Origin of the sequence: Streptomyces sp. NBC_01237, assembly GCF_035917275.1 — a bacterium.
Lineage (GTDB): Bacteria > Actinomycetota > Actinomycetes > Streptomycetales > Streptomycetaceae > Streptomyces.
In genome coordinates this window covers 757,485-779,511 of sequence record NZ_CP108509.1, presented here as the reverse complement: position 1 = coordinate 779,511, position 22,027 = coordinate 757,485, and the positions used below count along the sequence as shown (strand labels likewise).

Sequence of the window (22,027 nt, the reverse complement as noted above, 5' to 3'; positions counted from 1 at the left end):
CGGTGTGGGCGATGACGGAGGGACCGGAGGCGGTCGCGGCGCCCTCGGAACAGGCCGTCGCCGGTGCGGTGCCATGTCCGTCGTGGCGCGCGGGCCCGTCGGCCGCATGCCGGTCCGGGCGTGCCGGACGCAGTCCAGGCAGGCCACCCGCGGGCCTGGTCCGAATGCCGCGTTCCACCCGTCCGGAATATTGAATTCCATAGGCCGGAGGGAGTGCTGGTCCTCCTCAGTGACAGGACCGGGAAATGACCGGAATCGCTCTCGAACGGACAGGTCATCCGGGCTCGACTTTGGCATGGGGCACGGTTCGTTGGCAATGGAAACGGTCGAGCCGAAGGGCCGCCCCCGTGGGAAACGGCCACCCTGGTTTCCGGGGCGACGAACTTGTACGCTCCAGCGCGAACCAACGGCCACCGCACCTTCCGTGGCGCGTCAGAAATCCGTCGGTCGTCGAAGTCCGGAGGCCCCTGATGGAGTCCGCCATGCCAACTGCCGCGCAGTCCGCGAAGGGTCGGGACCGGCGACCCCACCGGAACTTCCGGTTGCTGCTCATCGGCGAGACCACCAGCAAGCTGGGCACCAGTGTGACGTCCGTCCTGCTGCCGCTCGTGGCCGTCACCACCCTCCACGCCTCGCCGTTCGTGATGGGCGTGCTCACCGCCGCGCCGTGGCTGCCGTGGCTGATACTCGGCCTGCCTGCGGGTGCGTGGGTCGACCGTCTCGCCCCGCGCCGGGTGATGCTCGTGTGCAACGCCGTCTCCGCGGCGGTGTTCGTGAGCGTGCCGGTCACCTGGTGGCTGGGAGCCCTGACCATCGGGCATCTCCTCGGAGCTGCCCTGATCTCCGGTGCCGCCTCCGTCTTCTTCTCCACCGCCTACTCGGCCTATCTGCCCCAACTGGTGCCCACACAGGACCTGATGGAGCGGAACGCGCAGCTGCAGGCCGGGGACCAGACCGCCAGGGTGGTGGGCCCCGGCCTCGGCGGGCTGATCGCCCAGACCCTGGGCAGTGTGCCGGGCCTGCTCCTCGACGCGGTCTCCTTCGTGGTGTCGTCGCTCTGTCTCACGGCCATCCGCTCCGACGCTCCGCGCTCCGCCCCGGCACCCCGGCGGCGGCTGAGCCGCGAGATCTCCGACGGCCTGCGCTTCGTCGTCGGAGATCCGCAGGTCCGGGCCGTCACCGCGTTCGGTGCGGCGGTCAATCTGGCGATGGCCGGCCTCCAGGCCGTCCAGATCGTCTTTCTCGTGCGGACCGTCGGCGTCGACTCCGACACGCTCGGCTGGCTGGTCTCCTGCGGCGGTCTCGGCGGGGTGCTCGGCGGCCTCGTGGCCGGCCGGCTCGCCACACGCATGGGGTCGGCACGCGCCCTCCTGGCCATCCAGTTCGCCGCCTCGCCCTTCGGCCTGCTGACCGCGCTCACCGGTCCCGGGCCGCGGCTGGCGTTCTTCGTGTGCGGAACGGCCGTGATGCTCGCCGGGGTGGTGGCCTGCAACGTCATCATCGTCAGCTTCCGGCAGGCGTACTGCCCGTCCGAGCTGCTGGGCCGCGTCACCGCGACCACCCTGTTCCTCAACTACAGCACCATCCCGCTCGGCGCTCTCCTGGGCGGCTCCCTCGCCTCCCTCTTCGGTGCCCGCCCCACGATGTGGGTCGTCACGGCCGCGCTGGTGGCCGCCGGCGGTTTCCTGCTCGTGGCGCCGCTGCGCGGCCTCCGCGACCTGCCGGGCGCACCTGCCGGCGACGGTTGAGGATTCCGGCCGGAACCGAGCGGGCCGCACCCGTGGGCCGACGCGCGGTGAAGGACAGGAAGGCCGTCGCGCCGTCGCTGATTCCTGGGCGCGGTCAGTCCACGATGGCCGATGCGACCCGTTGCTGAAGCGGGTCGTCATGACCGCAGAACCGATCGCTGCCACCGCCCGGCCCGCGCCGATCGACCGCTTCCCGGCCCGCAGGAGCGTCCCTCCGGGACCCCTGGAAGGACGGCCAACTCGCTCTGTTCGGGATTAGGTTGGACCGATCGTCGTGCGATCCCCCGGGAAGGGACATGAATCGGGATGACCGTCACCTCACAAGCCCCGCCCCCAGCCCCGGCCCCAGCCTCGCCCCAGGGCCGCGCTGCCCGGTTGGTGCGGCGGGCCCCCTCAGGGGCGCGGCCGTATCTGGAGTTGCTGCGGCTCGACCGGCCGGTGGGGGCCTGGCTGCTGGTGGTGCCCGGATGGATAGCCCTGGGAGCGACAGCCGGGCCCCGGGACGGGGTCCTGCTCGGACTGCTGCTCCTGGTGTTCGGGGTGCTGTCGAGAGGAGCCGCCTGCGGGCTCAACGATGTGCTGGACGCACGGTTCGACGCGCGGGTGCCCCGTACGGCGGGGCGGCCCGTCGCCTCGGGACGGCTGGCGGCCGGGCGGGCCCTGGTCCTGTGCGTCGCGGTGGGGGCCGTCGCGCCGTTGGTGATGGGGTTCTGGAGTGTGGAAGCGGTGGTGTGGGCGGCGGTCGGGGCGCCCCTCGCGGCGGTGTATCCGTATATGAAGCGGGTCACCCACTGGCCGCATGTGTGGCTGGGCCTCACCATCAACTGGACGGTGCCGCTGGTGTACGTCCTGCTCACCGGAGGGCTCGGGCGCGGGGGATGGGTGCTGTACGGGGCGCTGATCTGCTGGGCCGTGGGGACGGACGTGATCTACGCCTGCCAGGACCGGGAGGCCGATGTGCGGGCCGGCGTGCGGTCGGCCGCCGTGCTGCTGGGGCGCCGTAGCCGGGTACTGGTGGGCGGCGTGTACGCGGGGTGTGTGGTGCTGCTCGCCTGGTTCGGGGCCGTGGCCGGGCTCGGGCCGTTGTACTGGCCCGGACTGTGCGTGGTCGCCGGGCAGTTGGGGTGGCAGGTATGGCGGGCGAACCCTGCGGACGCCGGAGCCTGCGGGCGGGCGTTCGGCACCAACCCCCTGTGCGGACTGCTCATCCTCGTGGCCGTGCTGGCCGGGCGGGTCGGTACCCTCGGCTGAGGGACACCGACCCTGGAGGTGCTGGTGGGACTGCGGGAACGGATCGCGGCGGAACTTACGGCGACCATGCATGGCGGGGATCTCAAGCTGGAGCGGTATGCCGGGCCGCCCGGTGATCCCGGGCTGTTCGGTATCGCGCCGGGGGACCCGGTGTGGCGGGTGCACGGGCAGGCCACCGGGATGCTCACCGGCGGGTTCGCCGCGCTCATGCTCCAGTCGCTGCATCCGCTGGCCATGGCCGGGGTCGACCAGCACTCCGACTTCCGCGCCGATCCGGTCGGGCGGCTGAACGGAACCGTACGGTTCATCACCACGACCACCTTCGGCTCCTCGGCCGCCGCCCGCGAGGTGATCGACCTCGTCCGGCGGATCCACACCCGGGTGCACGGCACCGCCCCCGACGGCCGGCCGTACCGTGCGGACGACCCCGATCTGCTCACCTGGGTCCATACCGCCGAGGTGCGCAGCTTTCTCGCCGGTCACCAGAGCTACGCACCCCGGCCGCTTCGGCTGACGCCCGCCGAGTGCGATGCCTACTACCGCCAAGCAGGCCGGTTCGCCGAGGCGTTGGGCGCACGGAACGTACCGCGCACGTCCCTCGAAGTCGAGCGTTACCTGTCCCGTGTCCGCCCCCAACTCCATGCCACGCAAGCCGCGTTGGACTCGGTGCTGTTCCTCCGACGCTTCGGTCGCACACGACGGGAGCGGCTGGCCGTGGGCCTCCTCACGAACGCCTCGGTCGGAATCCTCCCCGACTGGGCCCGCACCGAACTCGGCATCCACCGCCCGGCCCCTGTCCGCGCCGGCTGGGACCGACCCCTGGCGACGGCCGTCGGACGAACCCTTGAGTGGGGGCTCGGGCCCTCCCAGATCCAGGCCGCCGCGCGGGGGCGGCTGTCGGGGGCGCGGCAGGGGTAGAGGCCGCGCGGACCAGTCACGACCTGGATGATCGGCCGGCGGACAGCGGATGACGGACGGTCGGAAATCCGGGCGACGGCCACCGACCCGCCCGCGGCTGCGGTTCACCCGCTGCTCGTTCATCGGGGCCGATCTGCGCCACGCCACCCTGGACGGGTGTTCGTTCAAGTTCTGTGACTTCAGCGGCGCAGATGCGCGTGGGGCGTCACTGCGCGAGGTCGGCCTAAGTGCTAGCCCTTAGCCGGATGCGATCGTCGGGGTGCTGACCCGCGCGACACCGATCTGACCGATGCCAGGTTCGCAAGCGTGAACACGGGCATGCCCCCGCTCGGGCTGACCGACGTCACCGGTGCCCGGTTCGGGGGAGCGTCCCCGCGTAATGTCCAGGCGGAAGACGTCATCGGGTGGCCACCCCGGGCATGACGGGAACGAGCAGACCCTGTGGGGCCGGCGGTGAACACCACGGCCTGCCGTTCCCGGCCGGAGCCCGGTGAAGCCGGCCGACTTCCCGGCCGCTGCGGCACGTCAAGGAGACCAGGAAGAGGTCGAAGTTCCCTCTTCCTCTACCTGTGTTCACGGCATCCGATGGGCGTACGCAATTGCGATCGTCTGTGAGAACCACTTCCCGCGCCTGACGACGAAACGGTGCCGGCGCTTCGCGAGGTGGACGGAGGCGAACAACTCAAGATCGCCCATTCCCCGATCCGGCAGCTCCGGGCTCAGCCGGATCGGGGTCCAGTTCACCGCATTGCGTTACTTCGCCTTCGGGGGAATCGACCGAGCGAAGGGCCTTCGTGAGGTCGTGAACCGGACAAACGTTGCCTGATATGGCACTAGTCATGGGCTCGACGGTAGTAGTGGGCCCTCGGAAAGGCGCGTGGATGGCGCGCTGCATGGTGATTGACCAGGCCGGGGCACATCCATCGATCCCCTCGAAGTCGGCTAAAGGGCTGCGGAGGCTGATGGTTGACAGGCGATCGACTTCATTGTATTAAAAGGTGGTTATGGGAGTGGTCTTGCGTGGGTGTCACGCCGGCACGACAATTTGCAGCCGCTCCTAGCGCTTTGGGGGCGCTCCGCGGTGGGGGTGGGCATGCGTGCTTGTCAGTACATGTGTACCGGGGGTAAATGAGGGACGGGGTCTTGGCAATATTTGCCAAATGGGTGGGCCTCAGGTCTTCATAGGCCTTCACGCGGCACTGGATCGCTTGTGGTGAAGGGCGGATAAACCCTCATCCATGGATGCCGGCGTCGGCCGGCTTCGAAAGATTACGCAAATGTGCGCGTGTCTGATATGAATAGCTGAAGAACCGCGCCGCATCGTACCCGAGAGTTGGCTCCTGTTCACCATGCCAACTTTTACTGAGCTGCCCAGACCACGATAATTTCTGCATTATTGAGGAGAAGGTCTATGCTCGATCTGCTGGGGATTGGATTCGGTCCTTCCAATGTGGCGCTGGCTGCTGCCATAGCAGAGGGGGAGAATCCATCCAGATCACTCTTCCTGGAGGCCAAAGAGAGATTCGGCTGGCATCCGGGGATGTTACTTGATGGCGCCCGGATGCAGATTTCGTTCCTGAAGGACCTGGTGACGCTGCGTAATCCGGAAAGCCCTTATTCTTTCCTTGCGTACCTCAAGGCGAAGGGTCGCCTGGAGGAGTTCGCGAATCTCCGGGAATTTTATCCCTCTCGTATTGAGTTCCAGGACTATCTTCGCTGGGTGGCGGGGTACTTCGAGCACCAGACTGTCTTCGGGGCGCGCGTGACGTCGGTCAGTCCGGACTTCGGTATCGACGGTATGGCGCGCAGCTTCACGGTCAGAGCGGAACTCGCGAATTCAGGGGAGTACGTCACCTATCAGGCGCGCAATGTCGTGTACGCCCCGGGCGGAACCCCGAATCGGGTCGCAGGCGTGGCTCCGCGTGACGAGCGTGTCATTCATACCGCGGAATTCCTTGAGCGTTTCCCGAAGAGCTTCCCCGATCGCTCGGCGGATCTGTCGTTCGCCGTGGTCGGCGGCGGTCAGTCCGCTGCGGAGATCATCGAGTACATCCTCGCGAAGTACCCCTTGAGCCGCGTCCACGCGGTTCTCCCCGGATACTCCTTCCGGCCCGCGGACGACAGCCCGTACAGCAACGAGGTCTTCTTCTCCGCCGAGGTCGACGGCCACTTCGCCGCCCATGACCGCGCAGCCCGGCTGGCGGAGGCGCGCAGCACCAACTACGGCGTCGTGGACCTCGACCTCATCGAAGACCTGTACCGCATGGGCTACGAGGATCAGGTCCGTGGGAACGTGCCGCGGCTCGTGCTCTGCCGGTCCAGCAGGCTGCTGTCGGCGGACGCCGGCCCCTCGGGGATCGGGGTGACCGTCGGTGGCCCGGAGGGTAGCCGGAGCCTGAACCTGGACGGCCTCGTGCTGGCTACGGGCTATCACCGCGAGCTCGACCCCGAGATGTTCCGGGATGTCATCCCGCATCTGCGGCGGAACGAATCAGGTAATTTCCTGGTCAGTCGTGCGTACCGAGCGGACAGTGCACCGGAACTGACGGCCGGCATCTATTTTCAGGGCCTCGCGGAGTTGTCCCACGGTATTGGCGACACCTTGCTTTCGCTCCTGCCCTTCCGGTCCGCCGAGATAGCTGAAGACGTGCGGCAGAGGTCGGAAGCACCGTCGGTGGATGAGGTGGAATACCCGCCTGCTCGGCACATCGAGCCGGACAGGGCAACCATTCTGGAAACCCTGCAGCGCTTCCCGCTCGCGACGTTGATCTCCTCGGACGACGAGAGTGAGGTGTTCGCGACGCACCTTCCGCTGATCCTTGACCGGGAACGGGGTGAGCAGGGGGTGCTGTTCGGTCATCTCGACGTGGGAAACCCCCAGGTCCCGAATCTCAACGGCCGCCGGGTGCTAGCAGTGTTCCACGGTCCGAATTCCTATATATCGCCCAGGACCTATGCGACGGATCAGCTGCCGACCTGGAATTACGTAGCTGTCCATGTGCGGGGTCACGTGCGCGTTCTGGAGAACCAGGATCAGGTTGTCTCGGGTCTCGCCAGCATCAGCGAGAAGGCTGATCCGTCTGATGGCGCATACCGCTTGGACGAGAACGACTCGCGTATCGAGAAGCTTATCGGTGGAATCGTGGGGTTCGAGCTGGACATCGAATCGTTGACCGGCCGCTTCAAGCTCTCCCAGGACCGGAACGACGAGGATCGGAAGCGTGCCATGGCGGTTCTCCGTGAGGGCGCGGGCGAGGAGCACCATGACTTTGTGGCCCGCATTCACCAGCAGTGAACCGCTCCTCAGCCCCAGCTGACTGGAACTTGGACGAGGAATCATGGAAAATCCTGGCGCATATGTAGTTGTCCGCAACATTGAAGAGCAGTACTCGATCTGGCGCGCCGGTCGACGAATCCCGGACGGCTGGACGGTGGTGGGCGAGCCGGCGGAGAGGGCCGAATGCCTGGGTCGTATCGAGGAGCTGTGGACGGACATGCGTCCGAAGAGCGCGCGGTGATGGCCGGTGCTGTGGGGGAATTCTCGATGAGCGATGCCGAACCAGGCGGTGTGCACGAGCTGTTCGACCATCGAGCGGTGCAGTCTCCAAAAGCCGTGGCTGTGCGGGCAGAGGGGATCGATCACTCGTACCTCTCGTTGCGGAGGGCCTCTGACAGCATTGCCGCGATACTTGTCGAGAAGGGCGTGCTGCCGGGCGATGTCGTGGCCGTCGCCTGCCCAAGGTCGTTCGACCTGATTGCCGGCATGCTGGGCATCCTCAAGGCGGGTGCGGCGTACTTGCCGATCGAGCAAGAGCTTCCCGACGCTCGGGTGCGGGGAATGCTCCGTACATCCGGTGCCCGGGTGGTGCTTACCGGCGGTGCGGGAGCCATGCGCGACTGGCTGGACCTCGGCGTGGTACAGGTGCCCGCAGCTGAGTGCACGCCCGGGCGGCAGGCGCCGGCAATCGCGGTCTCTCCTACGGTTGCCGCCTACGTGCTGTTCACCTCCGGATCGACCGGGAAACCCAAGGGCGTTGTCTACCCCCACGCGGGCGCGGTGAACCGGCTGCGCTGGCTCCAGGAGACGTACGGCCTCCGGCCGGGCGACCGGGTGATCCAGAAGACACCTTATGGATTCGACGTGTCGTTCTGGGAGTTCTTCTGGCCGCTGTCCGTGGGTGCCACCCTGGTTTTCGCCTCTCCGGGAGAGCACCGGGATCCGGCGCGAGTGGCCGCGCTGATCAGGGACGAGCGGATCACTGTCGCCCATTTCGTGCCGTCGGTTCTGCGCATCTTCCTCGACCAGGAGGACGTGGGGGAGTTCACCCCCTCGCTGCGTCATCTGTTCGCCAGCGGTGAGGCGCTCTCCCCGGAACTGGCGGAAGCTGTGCACCAGAAACTGGGAATCCGGGTGGACAACCAGTACGGGCCCACGGAGTCGGGCGAATGCACCTGGTGGACCTACCGGGAGAACCACGGCCATGCCTCGACACCCATCGGGCAAGCCATCCCGGGGTTCCGTACCTACGTCCTCGACGAGCACCTCGAACGGGTTCCCGACGGTGAGGCCGGTGAGCTCTTCCTGGGCGGAGACGGGAACCTCGCGCACGGCTACCTCGGGGAGCCTGTCCTCACGGCCGAGAAGTTTCTGCCGGACCCGTTCGGCCCACCCGGAGAGCGCATGTACCGGACCGGGGACCGGGTCAGGCATGACCCCGAGGCCGGGTTGCTGTACCTGGGCAGGACCGACAGCCAGGTGAAGCTGCACGGCAACCGCATCGAGACCGGGGAGGTGGAAGCCGCTCTCCGGAAGCTGCCGGGCGTCCGGGAGGCCGCCGCCAAGGTCGTGCCCGACGAGACCGGTGGACGGCTGGTCGGCTACGTGCTCACGGACTCTCCTTTCAGCCCCGGCGACGCACGGCGTCTTCTCGCGGAGACCCTCGTGGCGGCAGCCGTGCCCTCGCACTATGTGGTTCTGGACGAGTTCCCCGTGAACCGCAACGGCAAGCTGGACCGTGATGCCCTGCCCGTACACGCGCTCGACGCGGAGGCCGGGGACGGGTCCATGGGCGGTGCCTCGGAGCTGCACACCGCCGTCGCCGAAGTGTGGGCGGGAGTGACGGGCCGGTCACCGATGTCGATCGATCAGGAATTCCTGGACTCGGGCGGCAATTCCCTCAAAGCCGTTCAACTCGTCGGCCGGCTACGCCGGCTGACAGGGCTCGACCTCACCGTGGAGGAGTTCTTCACGGCCGGCACCGTACGTTCCATCGCCACCGTCCTCGAGCAGCGGTTCGAGAACCTCGATTCCCCCGGGATACCGTTATGAGTGAGCCCCTGTCCCTGCTCGACCGGCTCCGGCAGGCACCACCCGCGGCCGGGTTCCCCAAGCGAAGGACGGCCGACCGGACCCCGGCATCGGCGGCGCAGCGCCGGCTCTGGTTCCTCGCGGAAGCCGACGAGAGCACCGTTCCGTACCATGTGCCCGTGGCCTTCCACATCGACGGCCCGCTGGATGCCGAGGCTCTGGAACGCGGTGTCTCCCTGGTCGTCGAACGCCACGAGGCTCTCCGCACAGCGCTGGTCGTCGACGCCGATGGCCTTCGCCAGGAGATCTGCGAACCGTCACCCTTCGTGGTTGAGCGCAGGAACGCGGAGTCGTTCGACGATTTCATCCGTGCCGCGCACAAGGACGCCTGCGAGCCCGTCGACCTCTCCCGCGCGCCCCTGCTGCGGGTCCACCTCTACGCGCTTGCCGACGGCAGCCATGGACTCTTGTTCGTCTTCCACCACACCGTGATCGACGCGTGGTCGCTCGACATCTTCTTCGGCGATCTCAACGCGGCCTGCGCCGACGTGGCCCTGCCGGCCGTACCCCACCAGTACGGGGACTACGCCCAGTGGCAGGAGGGCTGGCGCTCCGGCGACGAGGCCCGGCGATCCCGGCAGTACTGGAAAGAGGCGCTCGAACAGGGGTACCCGCCTCTCTCCATCCATCCGCGTCGCAACCGTGCCGCCGACGGCCCGCGTGCGGGCGCGATCCATCGGTTCGGTGTTCCCGCGGCACCGGTCGAGGAGGTCTCCTCCCAGGCTTCGGCGACGCCGTTCTCCGTCCTGCTGGCGGCCTTCCAGGCGCTGCTGCACCGCTACTCGCTGAATGATGTGGTGAGCACGGGGGTGCCGGTGGCCTGCCGGACGACTCCGGAGAGCGAGTCGATACTCGGCTACTTCGTCAACACCGTGGCCGTTCCCACCGAGTTCGACAAGGGAACCTCGCTCACGGACGCGGTCCGGAGTGTCGGGCAGCGCATGCGCGAGGCCCTGAGCCACCAGGAACTGCCCTTCGACGAGGTCGTGGGCGCCGTCGCACCACATCGGAGCGCGGACGCGAACCCCCTGTTCGACTCCGTCTTCGTGATGCAGAACACGGAGTCGGCAACTACTCTCTCGCTGCCCGGCTGCAGGACGGAGCCGGTGCACGTCCACAACGGAACGGCGAAGTTCGACCTCACGCTGTCCGTCGTCAGGGAATCGGACACGTTCACCTGCGAGCTCGAATACGCGACGGATACCTTCGACGCCGACTGGGCCGAGCAGTTCGGCCTGGCATTCGGCGAATTGCTGCGCAGGGCGCCGGTCTCCCGCTCCCTTCCCGTCGGGGAAGCTCCGCTGCTCCCGGACGGGACGAGGGCCGGAATCCTCCGGGACACCGCGCAGGGCGTGGAGTCCTACCGGATCGACTGGACCTTGCACGGCCCTGTCGTGGAACAGGCCGCCCGAACCCCTGACGCGATCGCGATCGTTGCGGACGGAGCGAACGTCACCTATGCCGAACTGGACCGGCGATCCGACGCCCTGGCGGCTGTCATGGCCGAGCGAGGCATCGGCCGGGAGTCGGTCGTCGGTGTATGCATGCAGCGCTCGGTCGAGCAGATCGTCTCGCTGCTGGCGATACTGAAGGCCGGCGGGGCGTTCGTGCCGCTCGACCCGCGCCTCCCGAGGGCACGTCTGGCGGGCATAGCCGATGACGCCTCACTCGCCCTCGTCGTGACCGACGAGCAGTGCCTCGACCTGCTCGACGGCCTGGCACCCCTGCTCGTCCCCGACGCGGAAACGGTTCCGGACGCTGTCGCGACGACCCGCGCCACTGATCCGTCCGGCCTGGCCTACGTGTACTACACGTCGGGTTCGACCGGTAGGCCCAAAGGCGTGGCCATCGATCATCTGTGCGCCGGGACCCGTCTGGAATGGCTGCGGCGCCGCTACGCGCTGGGCAGCGGGAAGGCGGTGCTCTACAAGACGCCGCTCATCTTCGACGTCGCGATCTGGGAGATCTTCCTCCCTCTCATGACCGGTGCGACCGTCGTTATGGCGGATGCCGAAGCCGAGTCCGACATCCAGCACATCGCGGACCTCCTCCGCGAGCACCCCGTCGTGCTGGCGCACTTCGTGCCCTCCATGCTGGAGGTCTACCTCGACGGAGTCGACCCGCAGGAATACGCCCACCTCCAGTGGGTCGCGCTCAGCGGAGAGGCCGCTTCGGCCGCCCTGATCGAGCGGGCCGCGCAGCACTTCGGGGTGCCCGTGCACAATCAGTACGGCCAGACCGAGACCTCCGAGGTCGCTGTATGGGAAGGCGACGGTGACTCCCTCCCCGAACTGTCGGTCATCGGCACGCAGGTGGGCGCCTACCGGCTCTATGTGATGGACGAGTCGCAGGAACTGGTTCCCCACGACATGCCGGGCGAGCTCTGTGTGGCCGGACTGGACGGCCTGGCCCGCGGCTACGTGGGCAGGGCGAGCCTCACCGCACAGAGCTTCGTTCCCCACCCGTACCCGGCGCGGCCGGGCGAACGCCTCTACCGCACCGGGGACCTGGTCCGGCGCCGTGCCGGCGGGGAGATCGTCTATCTGGGCCGTGCCGATCACCTGGTGAAGATCCGGGGCTGCCGGGTGGAGACCGGTGAGGTCGAGAGCGTGCTCCTGGACCACCCTGCCCTCACCTCCTGCGTGGTGATCGCGCGTCCCGGACCGGGCGGTGACCTCTGCCTGGTGGCCTACACCGTCGGGCGGGAGGCCGGTCGCGCGGAGCTGGCCGGCCACGCCGCGTCCAGCCTGCCCTGGTACATGGTTCCCAGTGCGTTCGTCCACCTCGGCGAAATGCCACGCACGGCGAGCGGAAAGATCGATCGAAACCGGCTGCCCGAACCGCGGCCCTCCGATTTCGAGGAGGAGAAGCCCTGGGAGGAACCGCAGACGCCTCTGGAGGCTCATCTCGCCGCTGTGTGGGCAGAGGTGCTGGGGATCGGGAAAGTCGGCCGTCGCGACGGCTTCTACGCCCTGGGCGGCAACTCGCTTCAGACCACGCGTGTGCTGGCGACGCTCAAGGCCTCATTCGAGATCCGGCTGTCGGTCCGGGACTTCATGCACGCCCCCACAGTGGAAGGGCAGGCACGGTTGGTGATGGCTGCCCTGGAGAAGAAGGCCGCCGCACTGCTGGAGGAGAACGGCGCATGAGCGAGCACCTCACCGGGTCCGCTTCCCGCCAGGAGCAGCTGGTGGCCCAGCTGCTCGCGCAGGGGCTGGGCCGGACGACCACCGGAGCCGGAGCCGGAACGCACACCGGGGGGCCTCTGTCGGTCGCCCAGCGTCGGCTGTGGTTTCTCGAACAGCTGAAGCCGGGGACAGCCACCTACAACATTGCCCTGATGGCGGAGCTGCACGGGACGCCGTCCCGGGACGCCCTCCAGAACGCCCTGCACATCGTGCAGGACCGGCACACGGTCCTGCGCTGCCGCTTCACCGAGCAGGACGGTGAACCCCGGCAGGAGGTCGTACCGGGTGAGGGAGTGCCCCTCGCCTGGCACGACCTGCGGGCCCCGTCCGCGGACGCGGACCCCGACCGGACGGCCCGCCGGATCGCCGCGGACTGCGCCGAGCGTCCGTTCCGGCTGGACGAGGGCCCGCTCTTCCGGTGTGCGGCCGTCCTTCTTGCCGATGACCGCTGGCACCTCGTGCTGTGCTTCCATCACATCGTCGTGGACGGGTGGTCCGTCGGCGTCCTTCTCGATGAACTGGGCACCCTGCTGAGCGGCGGCAGCCTGGGCCCGGTTCCGTCCTTCCGGTTCCTCGACTGGGTGGCCGAGACCTCCGGGCAGTCGCTCGATCCCGAGGACGAGGCGTACTGGACCAAGAAGCTGTCCGGCGCCCCGGCCGCGCCGACTCCGTTCAGTGACGCCCCGCGCCGGCCGGCGGATCACGCCGCCGGCAAGCTCATGGGCTTCGTCATCCCGGCCCCCACGGTCTCCGCCGTGGAGCGGCTCGCCGAGTCGGCCGGTACGACCACCTTCGTGGTCCTCCTGTCCGCGTTCAAGGTGCTGCTGCAACGGGTGGCGGGTGTGGACGATGTGGTGGTCGGCGCACCGTTCGCAGGACGCCCCGACCCTCGCCTCGACAACGTCGTCGGCTTCTTCGTCAACACACTCCCGCTGCGCACCGAGTTGACCGGTGTCCGGACCTTCCGGGACGTTCTGGAGCGGGTGCGCGTCACGGTCATGGAAGCGCAGGACCACCAGGACACGCCTTTCGACCGCATCGTCGAACTCCTCGGCCTCAGCGGGGACACATCGGAGAGCGCGCTGTTCCGCACCATGCTGGCCTGGCAGAACACTCCAGGCGGGCAGCTGCAGTGGGAGGGGAGGACGGTGGCTCCCACGCATCTGGACACCGGCACGGCCAAGTTCGACCTGACGCTCTCGCTGGAGCAGACGGACCGTGTGATCGAGGGGCAGGCCGAGTGGTTCCCCGGGCTGGCGGATACGGCGTTCGTGGAGGGCTTCGTCCACGCCTACCTAGAGTTGCTCCGCTCGCTCACCGATGGGCCGGACGCCCAGCTGGCCGAGCACGCACTGACCGGTCCCCGCGACGAGGAAACGGTTCTCCCGCCCGCCGCTTCGCCCCGGCCGACGGTGCCGTACCGGACACTCAGCGAGCCCTTCGGAGAGCAGGCGCGGCGGACACCGGATGCCGTGGCGCTCCTCGGTGACGAGGGGACGCTCACCTACGCACAACTGTGGGAGAGAGTCGAGCGGTTCGCCGCCGGCCTGTACGGGCGCGGTGTGCGGCCCGGCGACAGGGTGGGCGTGCTCATGCAGCGCTCCTTCGACATGGTTGCCGCCCTGCACGCGGTGTGCGCGATCGGCGCGGCCTACGTCCCCCTGGACCCATCGGCCCCGCGGGAACGCCTCCACGGCATGCTGTCGGCGCTGGACATTGACCTTGTCACGGCCCATGGCGCGACCGCTGACAAGGTGCCCGACGGCCCCTGGGGCGTTGTGCGCACGGAGAGCCTGGCGGATCCGGACGCGGTAGGGGATGTCCTTCCGGACACCGCCGTCGACGGGCTGTCCTCGGAGCGCACGGCCTACGTGCTGCACACCTCAGGGTCCACGGGACGGCCGAAGCCTGTTGCCTATCCCACGGACGCGTCGTTGGCCTTTCTCGACTGGCTTCAGGACCTGATACCGGTGGGCCCGGGCGATCGCCTCCTTCTCAAGACGCCCTACGGCTTCGACGTGTCCGTGTGGGAGCTCTTCTGGCCTCTTTACCAGGGGGCCACGATCGTGGTGGCGGACCCTGACGGCCATCTGGACCCGAGCTATCTCGCGCGGTTCGTCCAGCGGCATGAAGTGAACGTGGTGAACTTCGTCCCTTCGATGCTGGAGAGCTTCCTGGGGCAGCTCGACGCCTCCGGATGCCCTTCCCTGAGCCATGTGCTGTCCGCCGGTGAGGAGCTCAAGCCGGGGCTCGTGGCCCTGACCCACCGGAAGCTCGAAGCCGAACTGATCAATCTGTACGGGCCCACCGAGGCCGGCGCGGTGAGCTACCACCTCACCCGGCCCGGGCCCGTGGGGACCGTACCCATCGGTCATCCATTGCCCTACGTACGCCTGTACGTGCTCGACGCGGACCTGCGGCCGGTCCCTGTGGGTATGCCTGGAGAGCTGTACATAGCCGGCGAACTGGGGCTTGCCGACGGGTACGAGGGCAGTCCCGCCGCCACGGCGGAGAAGTTTCTCCCGGACCCCTACAGCAGAGTGCCGGGCGGCCGGATGTACCGCACCCAGGACGTCTGCCGACAACTGCCGGGAGGCGAGCTGGAGTACCTCGGCCGGAGCGACCGGCAGGTGAAGCTGAGAGGGATCCGTCTGGAACCCGCGGAGATCGAACAGGCGATGCTGGCGTCGGCCGAGGTCGCCGCCGCCCGCGTGCTGGTGACGGGGAGCGGACTTGAACAGAGACTGATCGGTTTCTATGTGCCGGTGGAGGGTTTCGTACCCGATCCGCGCGCCCTGCGCAGTCATCTGGAGCACCGGCTGCCGCACAACATCATCCCGTCCGCCCTGGTGGAGGTGGAGACCATCCCCACCACCCCGAACGGCAAGACGGACCAAGCCGCCCTGACAGCGCTCTGGAAGGAAAGCCGGCGGAGTGCGGGTTCCGGGCGACCGACGGGGGACACGGTCAGGAGGCCGAAGCCGGCCGACGGTTCGCTGGAGGCTCGGGTATGTGCCGTCTTCGAGAACGTCCTGGAGATCCCGTCGGCCGATCCTGACACGGGCTTCTTCGCCCTGGGCGGGCACTCCCTCCAAGTACTCAAGCTCACGGCCGTGTGCAAGGAGCGCCTGGGTATCAAGCCGTCCGTGGCGACGATCTTCGCCCATCCCACACCGCGAGAACTCGCCGCATGGATCAGCGAGACGACCAGCAGTGAGCAGGACATTGTCGTTCCGCTGATGCCACGGGAAGAAGGGCCGCTGGTCATCGGCGTACACGCGGCCACGGGTTCCGCACTGCCGTACCTTCCGCTCAGCCGCGCGCTGGCGGACCGCTGTTCCTTCCTCGGGCTGCAGGCGCCCGGTCTGGAGTCGGATGCCAGGACTCCCGGTTCGGTGGAGGAGTTCACCGCGGTCTACCTTCCGCTCGTCGAGCGACTGGCCGCCTCACGACAGCTGGTGCTGACGGGCTGGTCCTTCGGCGGCAACGTCGCCTACGAACTCGCCGCGGCGCTCGACCGCCGTGGACGCGCTCCACTGGCCACGGTCCTCATCGACTCCTGGATCGGGGACAGCCTCCAGGACACCGCAGGGGATACCCCCGAGGAAGCGGTGGCCACGCTGCGTCGGCGCGGCCTGGTGCCGGACGGCCTCCCCAGTGAGACGGAGACCGGGATGCTGCGGGTGCTGGCCGGAACCTTGCAAGCCTTTCGTGCCTACCGGCCGGCTCGGTCGGAACTGGTGGTCGACCTCGTCAGGGCCACGGCGGATGGAGCGGAGAGCCCCTACCCGCGGCAGGTACGGGAATCCGCCGACCGCGGAATCGGAGCCTTCGCCAAGGAGGTCCGTATCCACGACGTCGACGCGGATCACTACAGCGTGATGTCCGCGGACCACGAGGGAACGCTGGCTTCGATCTTCAAGAGCATTCTGCGCGAGCGCACATGAAAGCGGGGGAGGACGAGACGACCGCAGGGAGGAGGCACTTACGACGACACCTGCGGGTCAGGCCCGCTCCCCTGAGTCTGGTGGTAGCCCTCCAGCTCACCATGGGCACCGCCTGGTGGATGGCATTGGTCGCCAACCAGGCGCGGGCGACCTACGAACTGGGTGCGACGGAGCTGTACCTCGCCCTGGTGGCCACGGTCTGGGGAGCCCCCACCATCCTCCTGGGGCCGTGGATAGGACGTCTGGCCGATCTGCACAGTCCCGCTGTCGTGGGGGCGGCGAGCACTGCCGTCGGTGTCGGCGGGGCGGTCGGCCTTGCCGTCGCGGACTCGGCGCAGTGGTTGCTCGTGGCGGCCTTGATCAGCGGAGTGGCCAGGGCGGTCACCCAGGTCGCCATCGACGCGTTGCCCAGCAGGATGCTGGGGAGCAACCAGGAAGTGAGATCGAGCATTCTGCTGGGCTTCGCCAGCAGCGTTCCCATCGTCGCGGGCCCCACCCTGTCGGCCGTCATGCTGGCGAACTGGGGCAGCAACAGCGCCCAGTGGGCGAACGCGGCCGTCCATCTGGTCGGACTGGCGATCTTCTGCGTGCTGCGGGTCGACGTGCCCTCCCGCAGCAGGGACAGGAACCCTGATGCGGGCGGCCGTCACCGGAGCCTCATCAGAGATCCGTCGCTGCGTGAGGCACTGGTACTGACGGGCATTGTCTGGGTGTCCCTGGGCTGGATCGGCCCGTTGGAGATTCTCTTCGTCAGCGAGGTATTGTCCGAGCCGGCCGAGACGTACGCGGCTCTCCAAGTGGCCTTCGGAGTCGCGCTCCTGGCGGCGACCTACGTGATGTCGAAGGGGCAGACTCTCGTCGTCCGCCGTTGGTTCTTCGTCATGACCGTGGTGCTCGTCGGCGCCGGGGAATCCCTGTTCGCCTCCTCCCACAGTGTGGGCATGGCATTCGCCGCCATCTCCCTCTGGGGAATGGCCGCGGGTCTCTTCAACCCCGCGAGCAGGATCGCCTTCCTCAAGGCCGCTCCTGCGGAGATGCACGGACGCGCCATGGGGCTCTGGAGGGCGGTTCAGTCCTTCGGGAGCCTGGCCCCCCCGATTCTTGCCGGTGTCGTCGCACATGCCTACGGGCTGCGGGCGGCCATGCTCGGCATGGGTCTCTGCACTCTGTTGGCCGCAGCGGTGGTGCTCGGGATCTCCGCTCGGCGTAGGACACGCGGAGGGCGGCCGGCAGCACGGGCGGCGGCGGGTGACGCCCGCGCGGACGAGGAGGACATCGGGTGCACCGACGAGCTTCAGAGCCGCTGACAACCGGATTCACATCGAGCCGTATCGGAGGCGTCGATGCTGTCCCCTGTGGAAACCACGAATTCCAGAACGGAGCGGTGAATGTTCCGCACGGCCGAACCACACCGACTGCTGATGTGCCGTCCCCGGCACTTCGACGTCGTCTACTCGATCAACCCATGGATGGCGCCGGAGAAGCCGGTCGACAACGGCCTGGCGGTGCGTCAGTGGGAGGAGCTCCAGCAGCTCTACACGGACCTCGGGCACACCGTTGAGGTAGTGGAGCCCGTTCCCGGCCTCCCGGACATGGTCTTCGCCGCGAACGGTGCCACCGTCGTCGATGGAAAGGTCCTGGGCGCCCGATTCCGGCATGTCGAGCGCACGGCCGAAGGGCCCGCCTATCTGAACTGGTTCTTGCGGAACGGCTACGAGGACGTCCTGTGGCCGGAGTTCATCAATGAGGGAGAAGGTGACTACCTGACTGTCGGCCGCAGAATCCTGGCCGGCACGGGCTTCCGTACGGACCCCCGGTCACACGCCGAAGCTCAGGAATTCTTCGGGCTTCCGGTCACGGGGCTGACCCTGGTCAACCCGAGGCATTACCACTTGGACACCGCCCTGGCCGTACTCTCCGATACCGAAATAATGTACTATCCGGCAGCGTTCACGCCCGGCAGCCAGGCAGTTCTGAAGGAGATGTTCCCGGACGCCGTCATCGCGTCGGACGAAGACGCCGCGGTGTTCGGACTCAACGCCTTTTCGGACGGTCGGAACGTTCTTCTGCCCAAGGCCGCGACCGGCCTGATTCCGCAGTTGGAGAAACGGGGTTTCACCCCCGTCGGAGTGGACGTATCGGAACTTCTCAAGGCCGGCGGCAGCGTCAAGTGCTGCACGCTGGTACTTCGCTGACCCACACGCCACTAGGGAGGCTAAATCATGAGTACCAACCGCGAACTGCTCATGCTGGATTCCGTCCTGATGATCGAAGGACCCGATGACGGGCCCTACTCCGCAGAGGAGATCGAAAGGGTGGCTGAGCTCTGCGAGAAGCTGCCGCGTGATGTAGGAATCGGCGACAACAACAATGTCGAGGTCGGGCGCATAGTCGTCGACTCCTTCGACATCGCGATGTCCGGTTCCAGCTCCGCACCTCACAAGGTGGCAGCGCCGCACATCGCCGAGGAGATCCTTCAGATCATTGCCAAGAGTGAGGCAATGGCCTACTGGGGCGAGCTGTGTGGCCACAAGGTGTCCGTACGGCGGTCGCAGGTCAACTACATGCAGCGTGGCCAGTACATAGGACGCCACACCGACTCGGAATCGAACCCGGAGTACTGCGCCAACGTCGTCATCGGTCTCAGTGATGACTACACCGGCGGCGAGTTCGTGGCTCACGGGGACAGCGAGCAGCCCAGACGGTTCGTCCTTCGCCGCGGCTCGATTCTCGTCGGCACCAACGACCTGGTGCACGAGGTGAGCGAAGTGAGCTCCGGTGTACGTGGTTCGCTGGTCATGTTCTTCGTGCCCGAAGGTCAGTGACTCCTTCTCATCCTGGCCCGGGGGCGATGACACGTTCGGCTGTCGACGGACTCCTTCGTCGAGCAGAGGTGAGGCGTCCGTAGGGCGGGGGCCGGCGTCGGGCTGCCGAACGTGAGGCTCTGGCCGCGGTCGTCCTCGCGGCCGGCTCGGGCTCTACATGGCGGCAGCTTCCGACAGTGTTTCGGTCCGGCCCGGCGGACGGTCTGCCGGCGGATCGCGCGGTGGAGCCTGGACCGGGTTCGGGCTCGGCTCCACCGCGCGGTCCTGGAGAAACTCGCTGCCCGCGGCGAGACGCGGCTTCGTGCCCCGAGGGGCGCGGTTCGTGCGCAGGAACCGTTCCGCGCGAGCAATGCGGCAACGTGATCGAAGACCGACAGTCCCCGACTGCGCACTCCTCCGGGTTGACGGTGTCGCGGGCCCCTCTCGTCCGTACCTCTGCGGCTGAACCCGCGAACCGTCAGTCATGAAGGATCGCGCCTTGCGGTGGTGGTGCGGCGGTTCAGTGCGAGTGCGGCGAGCGCGGCGGCCAGGTAGACGGCGGCGCCGGTGGAGAAGGCCCAGGCGTAGCCGGTCACCGTGTCGGTCTGTGTCGCGGCGACGGACATCAGTGCGGCGAGGCCGACGGTGGGGCCGAGTTCCATGGCGGTGTTCATGGTGCCGCCTGCCAGACCGGTCTGATGCGTGGGTACGTCCGCCGTGGACAGGACGGCAGCTCCGGAGAAGATGAGGGAGGCACCGGCGGGCAGGAGGATGAGGCCGGGCAGGAGGCCGAGGGCGAAGGTGGTGCCGGGGTCGATGCCGGCGAGGAGTGCGAGTCCGGCTGCTCCTGTGAGGAGTCCCGCGGTGGTGACGCGGGCCGCTCCGAATCGTCCGACCAGCACTCCGGCCACGCGGCTGGTCGTGATCAGGACGACGGTGAAGGGTATGAAGGCGCCGGCTGTCGCCAGCGGTGTCCAGTGGTGTTGTTGCTGAAGGTAGAGGGAGAGCAGGAAGGTCACCACTCCGGTGCCGGCCGATGCCAGCAGAATGCCGGTGAGCCCGAGGGCGCGGCTCGGCCTCCTGAGGAACCCGGGCGGCAGCAGCGGCCGGCGGACACGGCGCTCGACCGCGAGGAACGCCGAGAGCAGTACGGCGCCCGCGGTGAGCGGGACGAGCACGTCGGCAGACGTCCACGGGTGATCGCCGCTGACGATCAGGCCATAACTGCCGACGGAGATGCCCAGGGTGGCGAGTACGGCCCCTGCGGGGTCGAGGCCGGGCCGGGGCCGGGACGTTCCGGCGGGCCCGGACGGCAGCAGCCGCCGCGCGACGGTCAGGGCGAGGACGGCGACGATGACGGGTACGGCGAACATCCACCGCCACGACACCCGGTGGTGATCGCGCCGGAGGCGACGGTGCCGACAGCCGCACCGAGCACGGACACGCCGCCTCCTCCACCACCACCATCTCCGGGGCCTTCTCCCATGCGGGGAAACCCTCGATGCGCCGGTACGGCCTCAGTCCGTCTTCCGGCTTCAGATGAGTTCCGCCTCGGTCGCCGCGACCACTCAGCAGCAACTGCAAAGCCAAGGCCAAGAAGGCCGTCGTCGACCGTGCTCAGGTTGCGTTCGTGCTGCCCGCTTCATGGTGGATGGCCTTGCTGACATGCGGTTTGGTCGCTGTGAGGACGCTCCAGCTGGCGCCGCCGTCGAGACGCTTCCATGTGGTCACAGGGCGGGCGTCCATGGTCACCGTCGCGGTGTCCCGGTCTGTCTCGATGGAGATGTGCAGCCTCACCGGAAGGGCGAGCGAACTCGTGCAGACGAGGGTGAGCTTGCCGTGCGTGAACTCCTCGACTTCATCGATCCGGGGGAACGGCACCTTCTTGAGGGCGTGCAGCACGCTGTCGGTGAGCTGGTAGGCGGTGGTGCCGGCGGGCACGGGGGTCCGGAACTCGGCGGTGCAGGGCACAGCCGCGGCCTCGGCGGCCGGACTCAGACCATGACGCGAGGCCGTACGCCAGGCATGCCACGTGCTCGACGTGGCGACCGCGGCAGACAGGACGACGCCGGCCAGGAGGCCGGCGAGCGCACCTTGGAGCAGCGCGGCCGACCAGACGTCCGTGTCCTCCGATATCAGTACACCGGCCATGGCCGCCCCCACGACAACGGCGACCGAAGCGGCGGCCACGGCGGTGCGACGCACGGCCGCGATCCAATAGCGCAACAAGATGGGAGTCCTCGGTTTCTGAGTGAAAGGTTGATCAGACTACGTCCCGGCGCTGCCTCGATGCCGCTCTCGCCCGTGGGCGGGTGGAGTGCTGACAAACAGCGCGATATCGTTGCAAGTGGGGTAATGGTCGATGTGTCTTTCGCCGTTGCCACCTGTTGAACCTGGCGTATGTCCGTGTCCTCCAGGGTTGGAGACCGAGATGACTCAGCCTGATGAAACCTGGGCCGATCGAATGCGGGGCCTCACAGGCGCATCCGAGAAGGAAGGCGCCGAACTCGTGCGCGACATCTATAAGACCGCTCAGGACGACCTGGACGCCCAGCGGGCCCAGGCCGAGTTGGAACGAGAGGAATAACCGCGCCGACGGCCGCCGGGACCTGACCCGGCGGCACGGCCGGGCGGACTCCGGTGGTCGCTGCGGCCGTCCGGTGCCCACCGGGGCGCCCGACAGCTCACGCGACGGGTGCGGTGACACGCACGCGCATCTTCTCTCGGCCCCGAGCGCCTCGCAGCCACTGGGGCATCGCCGCGCTCGACTGCGTCTACCGGCGCGACACCCTCACTCGGCCGA

Annotated in this window: 15 protein-coding genes and 1 pseudogene; 13 read left to right on the top strand and 3 right to left on the bottom strand. The window is 68.0% G+C overall.

Translation table 11 applies throughout. The annotated features are described in order from the left end of the window. Positions 1–138: 138 nt before the first annotated feature. Positions 139–297 (bottom strand): annotated as a pseudogene (locus OG251_RS45115) (MbtH family NRPS accessory protein); the annotation flags it as partial. A gap of 185 nt (positions 298–482) precedes the next feature. Here OG251_RS45115 and OG251_RS39980 point away from each other — a divergent pair. The 12 genes from OG251_RS39980 to OG251_RS39930 all read left to right on the top strand — a co-directional run bounded on the left by OG251_RS39980 (position 483) and on the right by OG251_RS39930 (position 19,245). Continuing rightward, positions 483–1,748 (top strand): MFS transporter, encoded by a 1,266-nt coding sequence (locus OG251_RS39980; protein ID WP_326682169.1) that lies wholly within the window; start codon positions 483–485, stop codon positions 1,746–1,748. A 306-nt stretch (positions 1,749–2,054) separates the two neighbouring features. Continuing rightward, positions 2,055–2,999, top strand: a complete 945-nt coding sequence (locus tag OG251_RS39975; protein ID WP_326682168.1) for a 4-hydroxybenzoate octaprenyltransferase — start codon at positions 2,055–2,057, stop codon at positions 2,997–2,999. Between the two features lie 24 nt (positions 3,000–3,023). Continuing rightward, entirely contained in the window at positions 3,024–3,917 is an 894-nt protein-coding gene (locus OG251_RS39970) for an oxygenase MpaB family protein (RefSeq protein WP_326682167.1), read from the top strand. Positions 3,918–3,966: 49 nt separating this feature from the next. After that, on the top strand, positions 3,967–4,158 hold the full coding sequence (locus OG251_RS45110) for a pentapeptide repeat-containing protein (RefSeq protein WP_365600627.1): 192 nt from the start codon (positions 3,967–3,969) through the stop codon (positions 4,156–4,158). Between the two features lie 1,170 nt (positions 4,159–5,328). After that, positions 5,329–7,212: a SidA/IucD/PvdA family monooxygenase gene (locus OG251_RS39965; protein ID WP_326682166.1), complete on the top strand. Its 1,884-nt coding sequence runs from the start codon at positions 5,329–5,331 to the stop codon at positions 7,210–7,212. Between the two features lie 43 nt (positions 7,213–7,255). Then, positions 7,256–7,435: an MbtH family protein gene (locus OG251_RS39960; RefSeq protein WP_326682165.1), complete on the top strand. Its 180-nt coding sequence runs from the start codon at positions 7,256–7,258 to the stop codon at positions 7,433–7,435. A 26-nt stretch (positions 7,436–7,461) separates the two neighbouring features. Next, positions 7,462–9,246, top strand: a complete 1,785-nt coding sequence (locus OG251_RS39955) for a non-ribosomal peptide synthetase (RefSeq protein WP_326682164.1) — start codon at positions 7,462–7,464, stop codon at positions 9,244–9,246. Then, a complete protein-coding gene (locus OG251_RS39950; RefSeq protein WP_326682163.1) occupies positions 9,243–12,434 on the top strand; it encodes a non-ribosomal peptide synthetase in 3,192 nt (1,063 codons plus the stop codon). Before OG251_RS39955 ends, OG251_RS39950 begins: the two co-directional genes overlap by 4 nt. Then, positions 12,431–16,420 carry a non-ribosomal peptide synthetase gene (locus tag OG251_RS39945; protein ID WP_326682162.1) on the top strand — a complete coding sequence of 1,330 codons (3,990 nt, stop codon included), beginning with the start codon at positions 12,431–12,433 and terminating at the stop codon, positions 16,418–16,420. The genes OG251_RS39950 and OG251_RS39945 overlap by 4 nt, the downstream gene beginning before the upstream one ends. A gap of 80 nt (positions 16,421–16,500) precedes the next feature. After that, positions 16,501–17,727, top strand: a complete 1,227-nt coding sequence (locus OG251_RS39940) for an MFS transporter (RefSeq protein WP_326682161.1) — start codon at positions 16,501–16,503, stop codon at positions 17,725–17,727. An 81-nt stretch (positions 17,728–17,808) separates the two neighbouring features. Beyond that, the gene (ddaH, locus tag OG251_RS39935; RefSeq protein ID WP_326682160.1) at positions 17,809–18,615 is read left to right on the top strand and encodes a dimethylargininase; all 807 of its coding nucleotides are present in this window, start codon (positions 17,809–17,811) and stop codon (positions 18,613–18,615) included. A 27-nt stretch (positions 18,616–18,642) separates the two neighbouring features. Continuing rightward, complete coding sequence (locus OG251_RS39930) at positions 18,643–19,245, top strand: 2OG-Fe(II) oxygenase family protein (protein ID WP_326682159.1); 603 nt, start codon at positions 18,643–18,645, stop codon at positions 19,243–19,245. Between the two features lie 461 nt (positions 19,246–19,706). Here OG251_RS39930 and OG251_RS39925 read toward each other — a convergent pair whose 3' ends face one another. Further along, the gene (locus OG251_RS39925; RefSeq protein WP_326682158.1) at positions 19,707–20,597 is read right to left on the bottom strand and encodes an MFS transporter; all 891 of its coding nucleotides are present in this window, start codon (positions 20,595–20,597) and stop codon (positions 19,707–19,709) included. Between the two features lie 244 nt (positions 20,598–20,841). Beyond that, complete coding sequence (locus OG251_RS39920) at positions 20,842–21,453, bottom strand: hypothetical protein (protein WP_326682157.1); 612 nt, start codon at positions 21,451–21,453, stop codon at positions 20,842–20,844. Between the two features lie 202 nt (positions 21,454–21,655). Between OG251_RS39920 and OG251_RS39915 the strand changes: the two genes are divergently transcribed. Next, the gene (locus tag OG251_RS39915; protein ID WP_326682156.1) at positions 21,656–21,811 is read left to right on the top strand and encodes a hypothetical protein; all 156 of its coding nucleotides are present in this window, start codon (positions 21,656–21,658) and stop codon (positions 21,809–21,811) included. Positions 21,812–22,027: the final 216 nt, after the last annotated feature.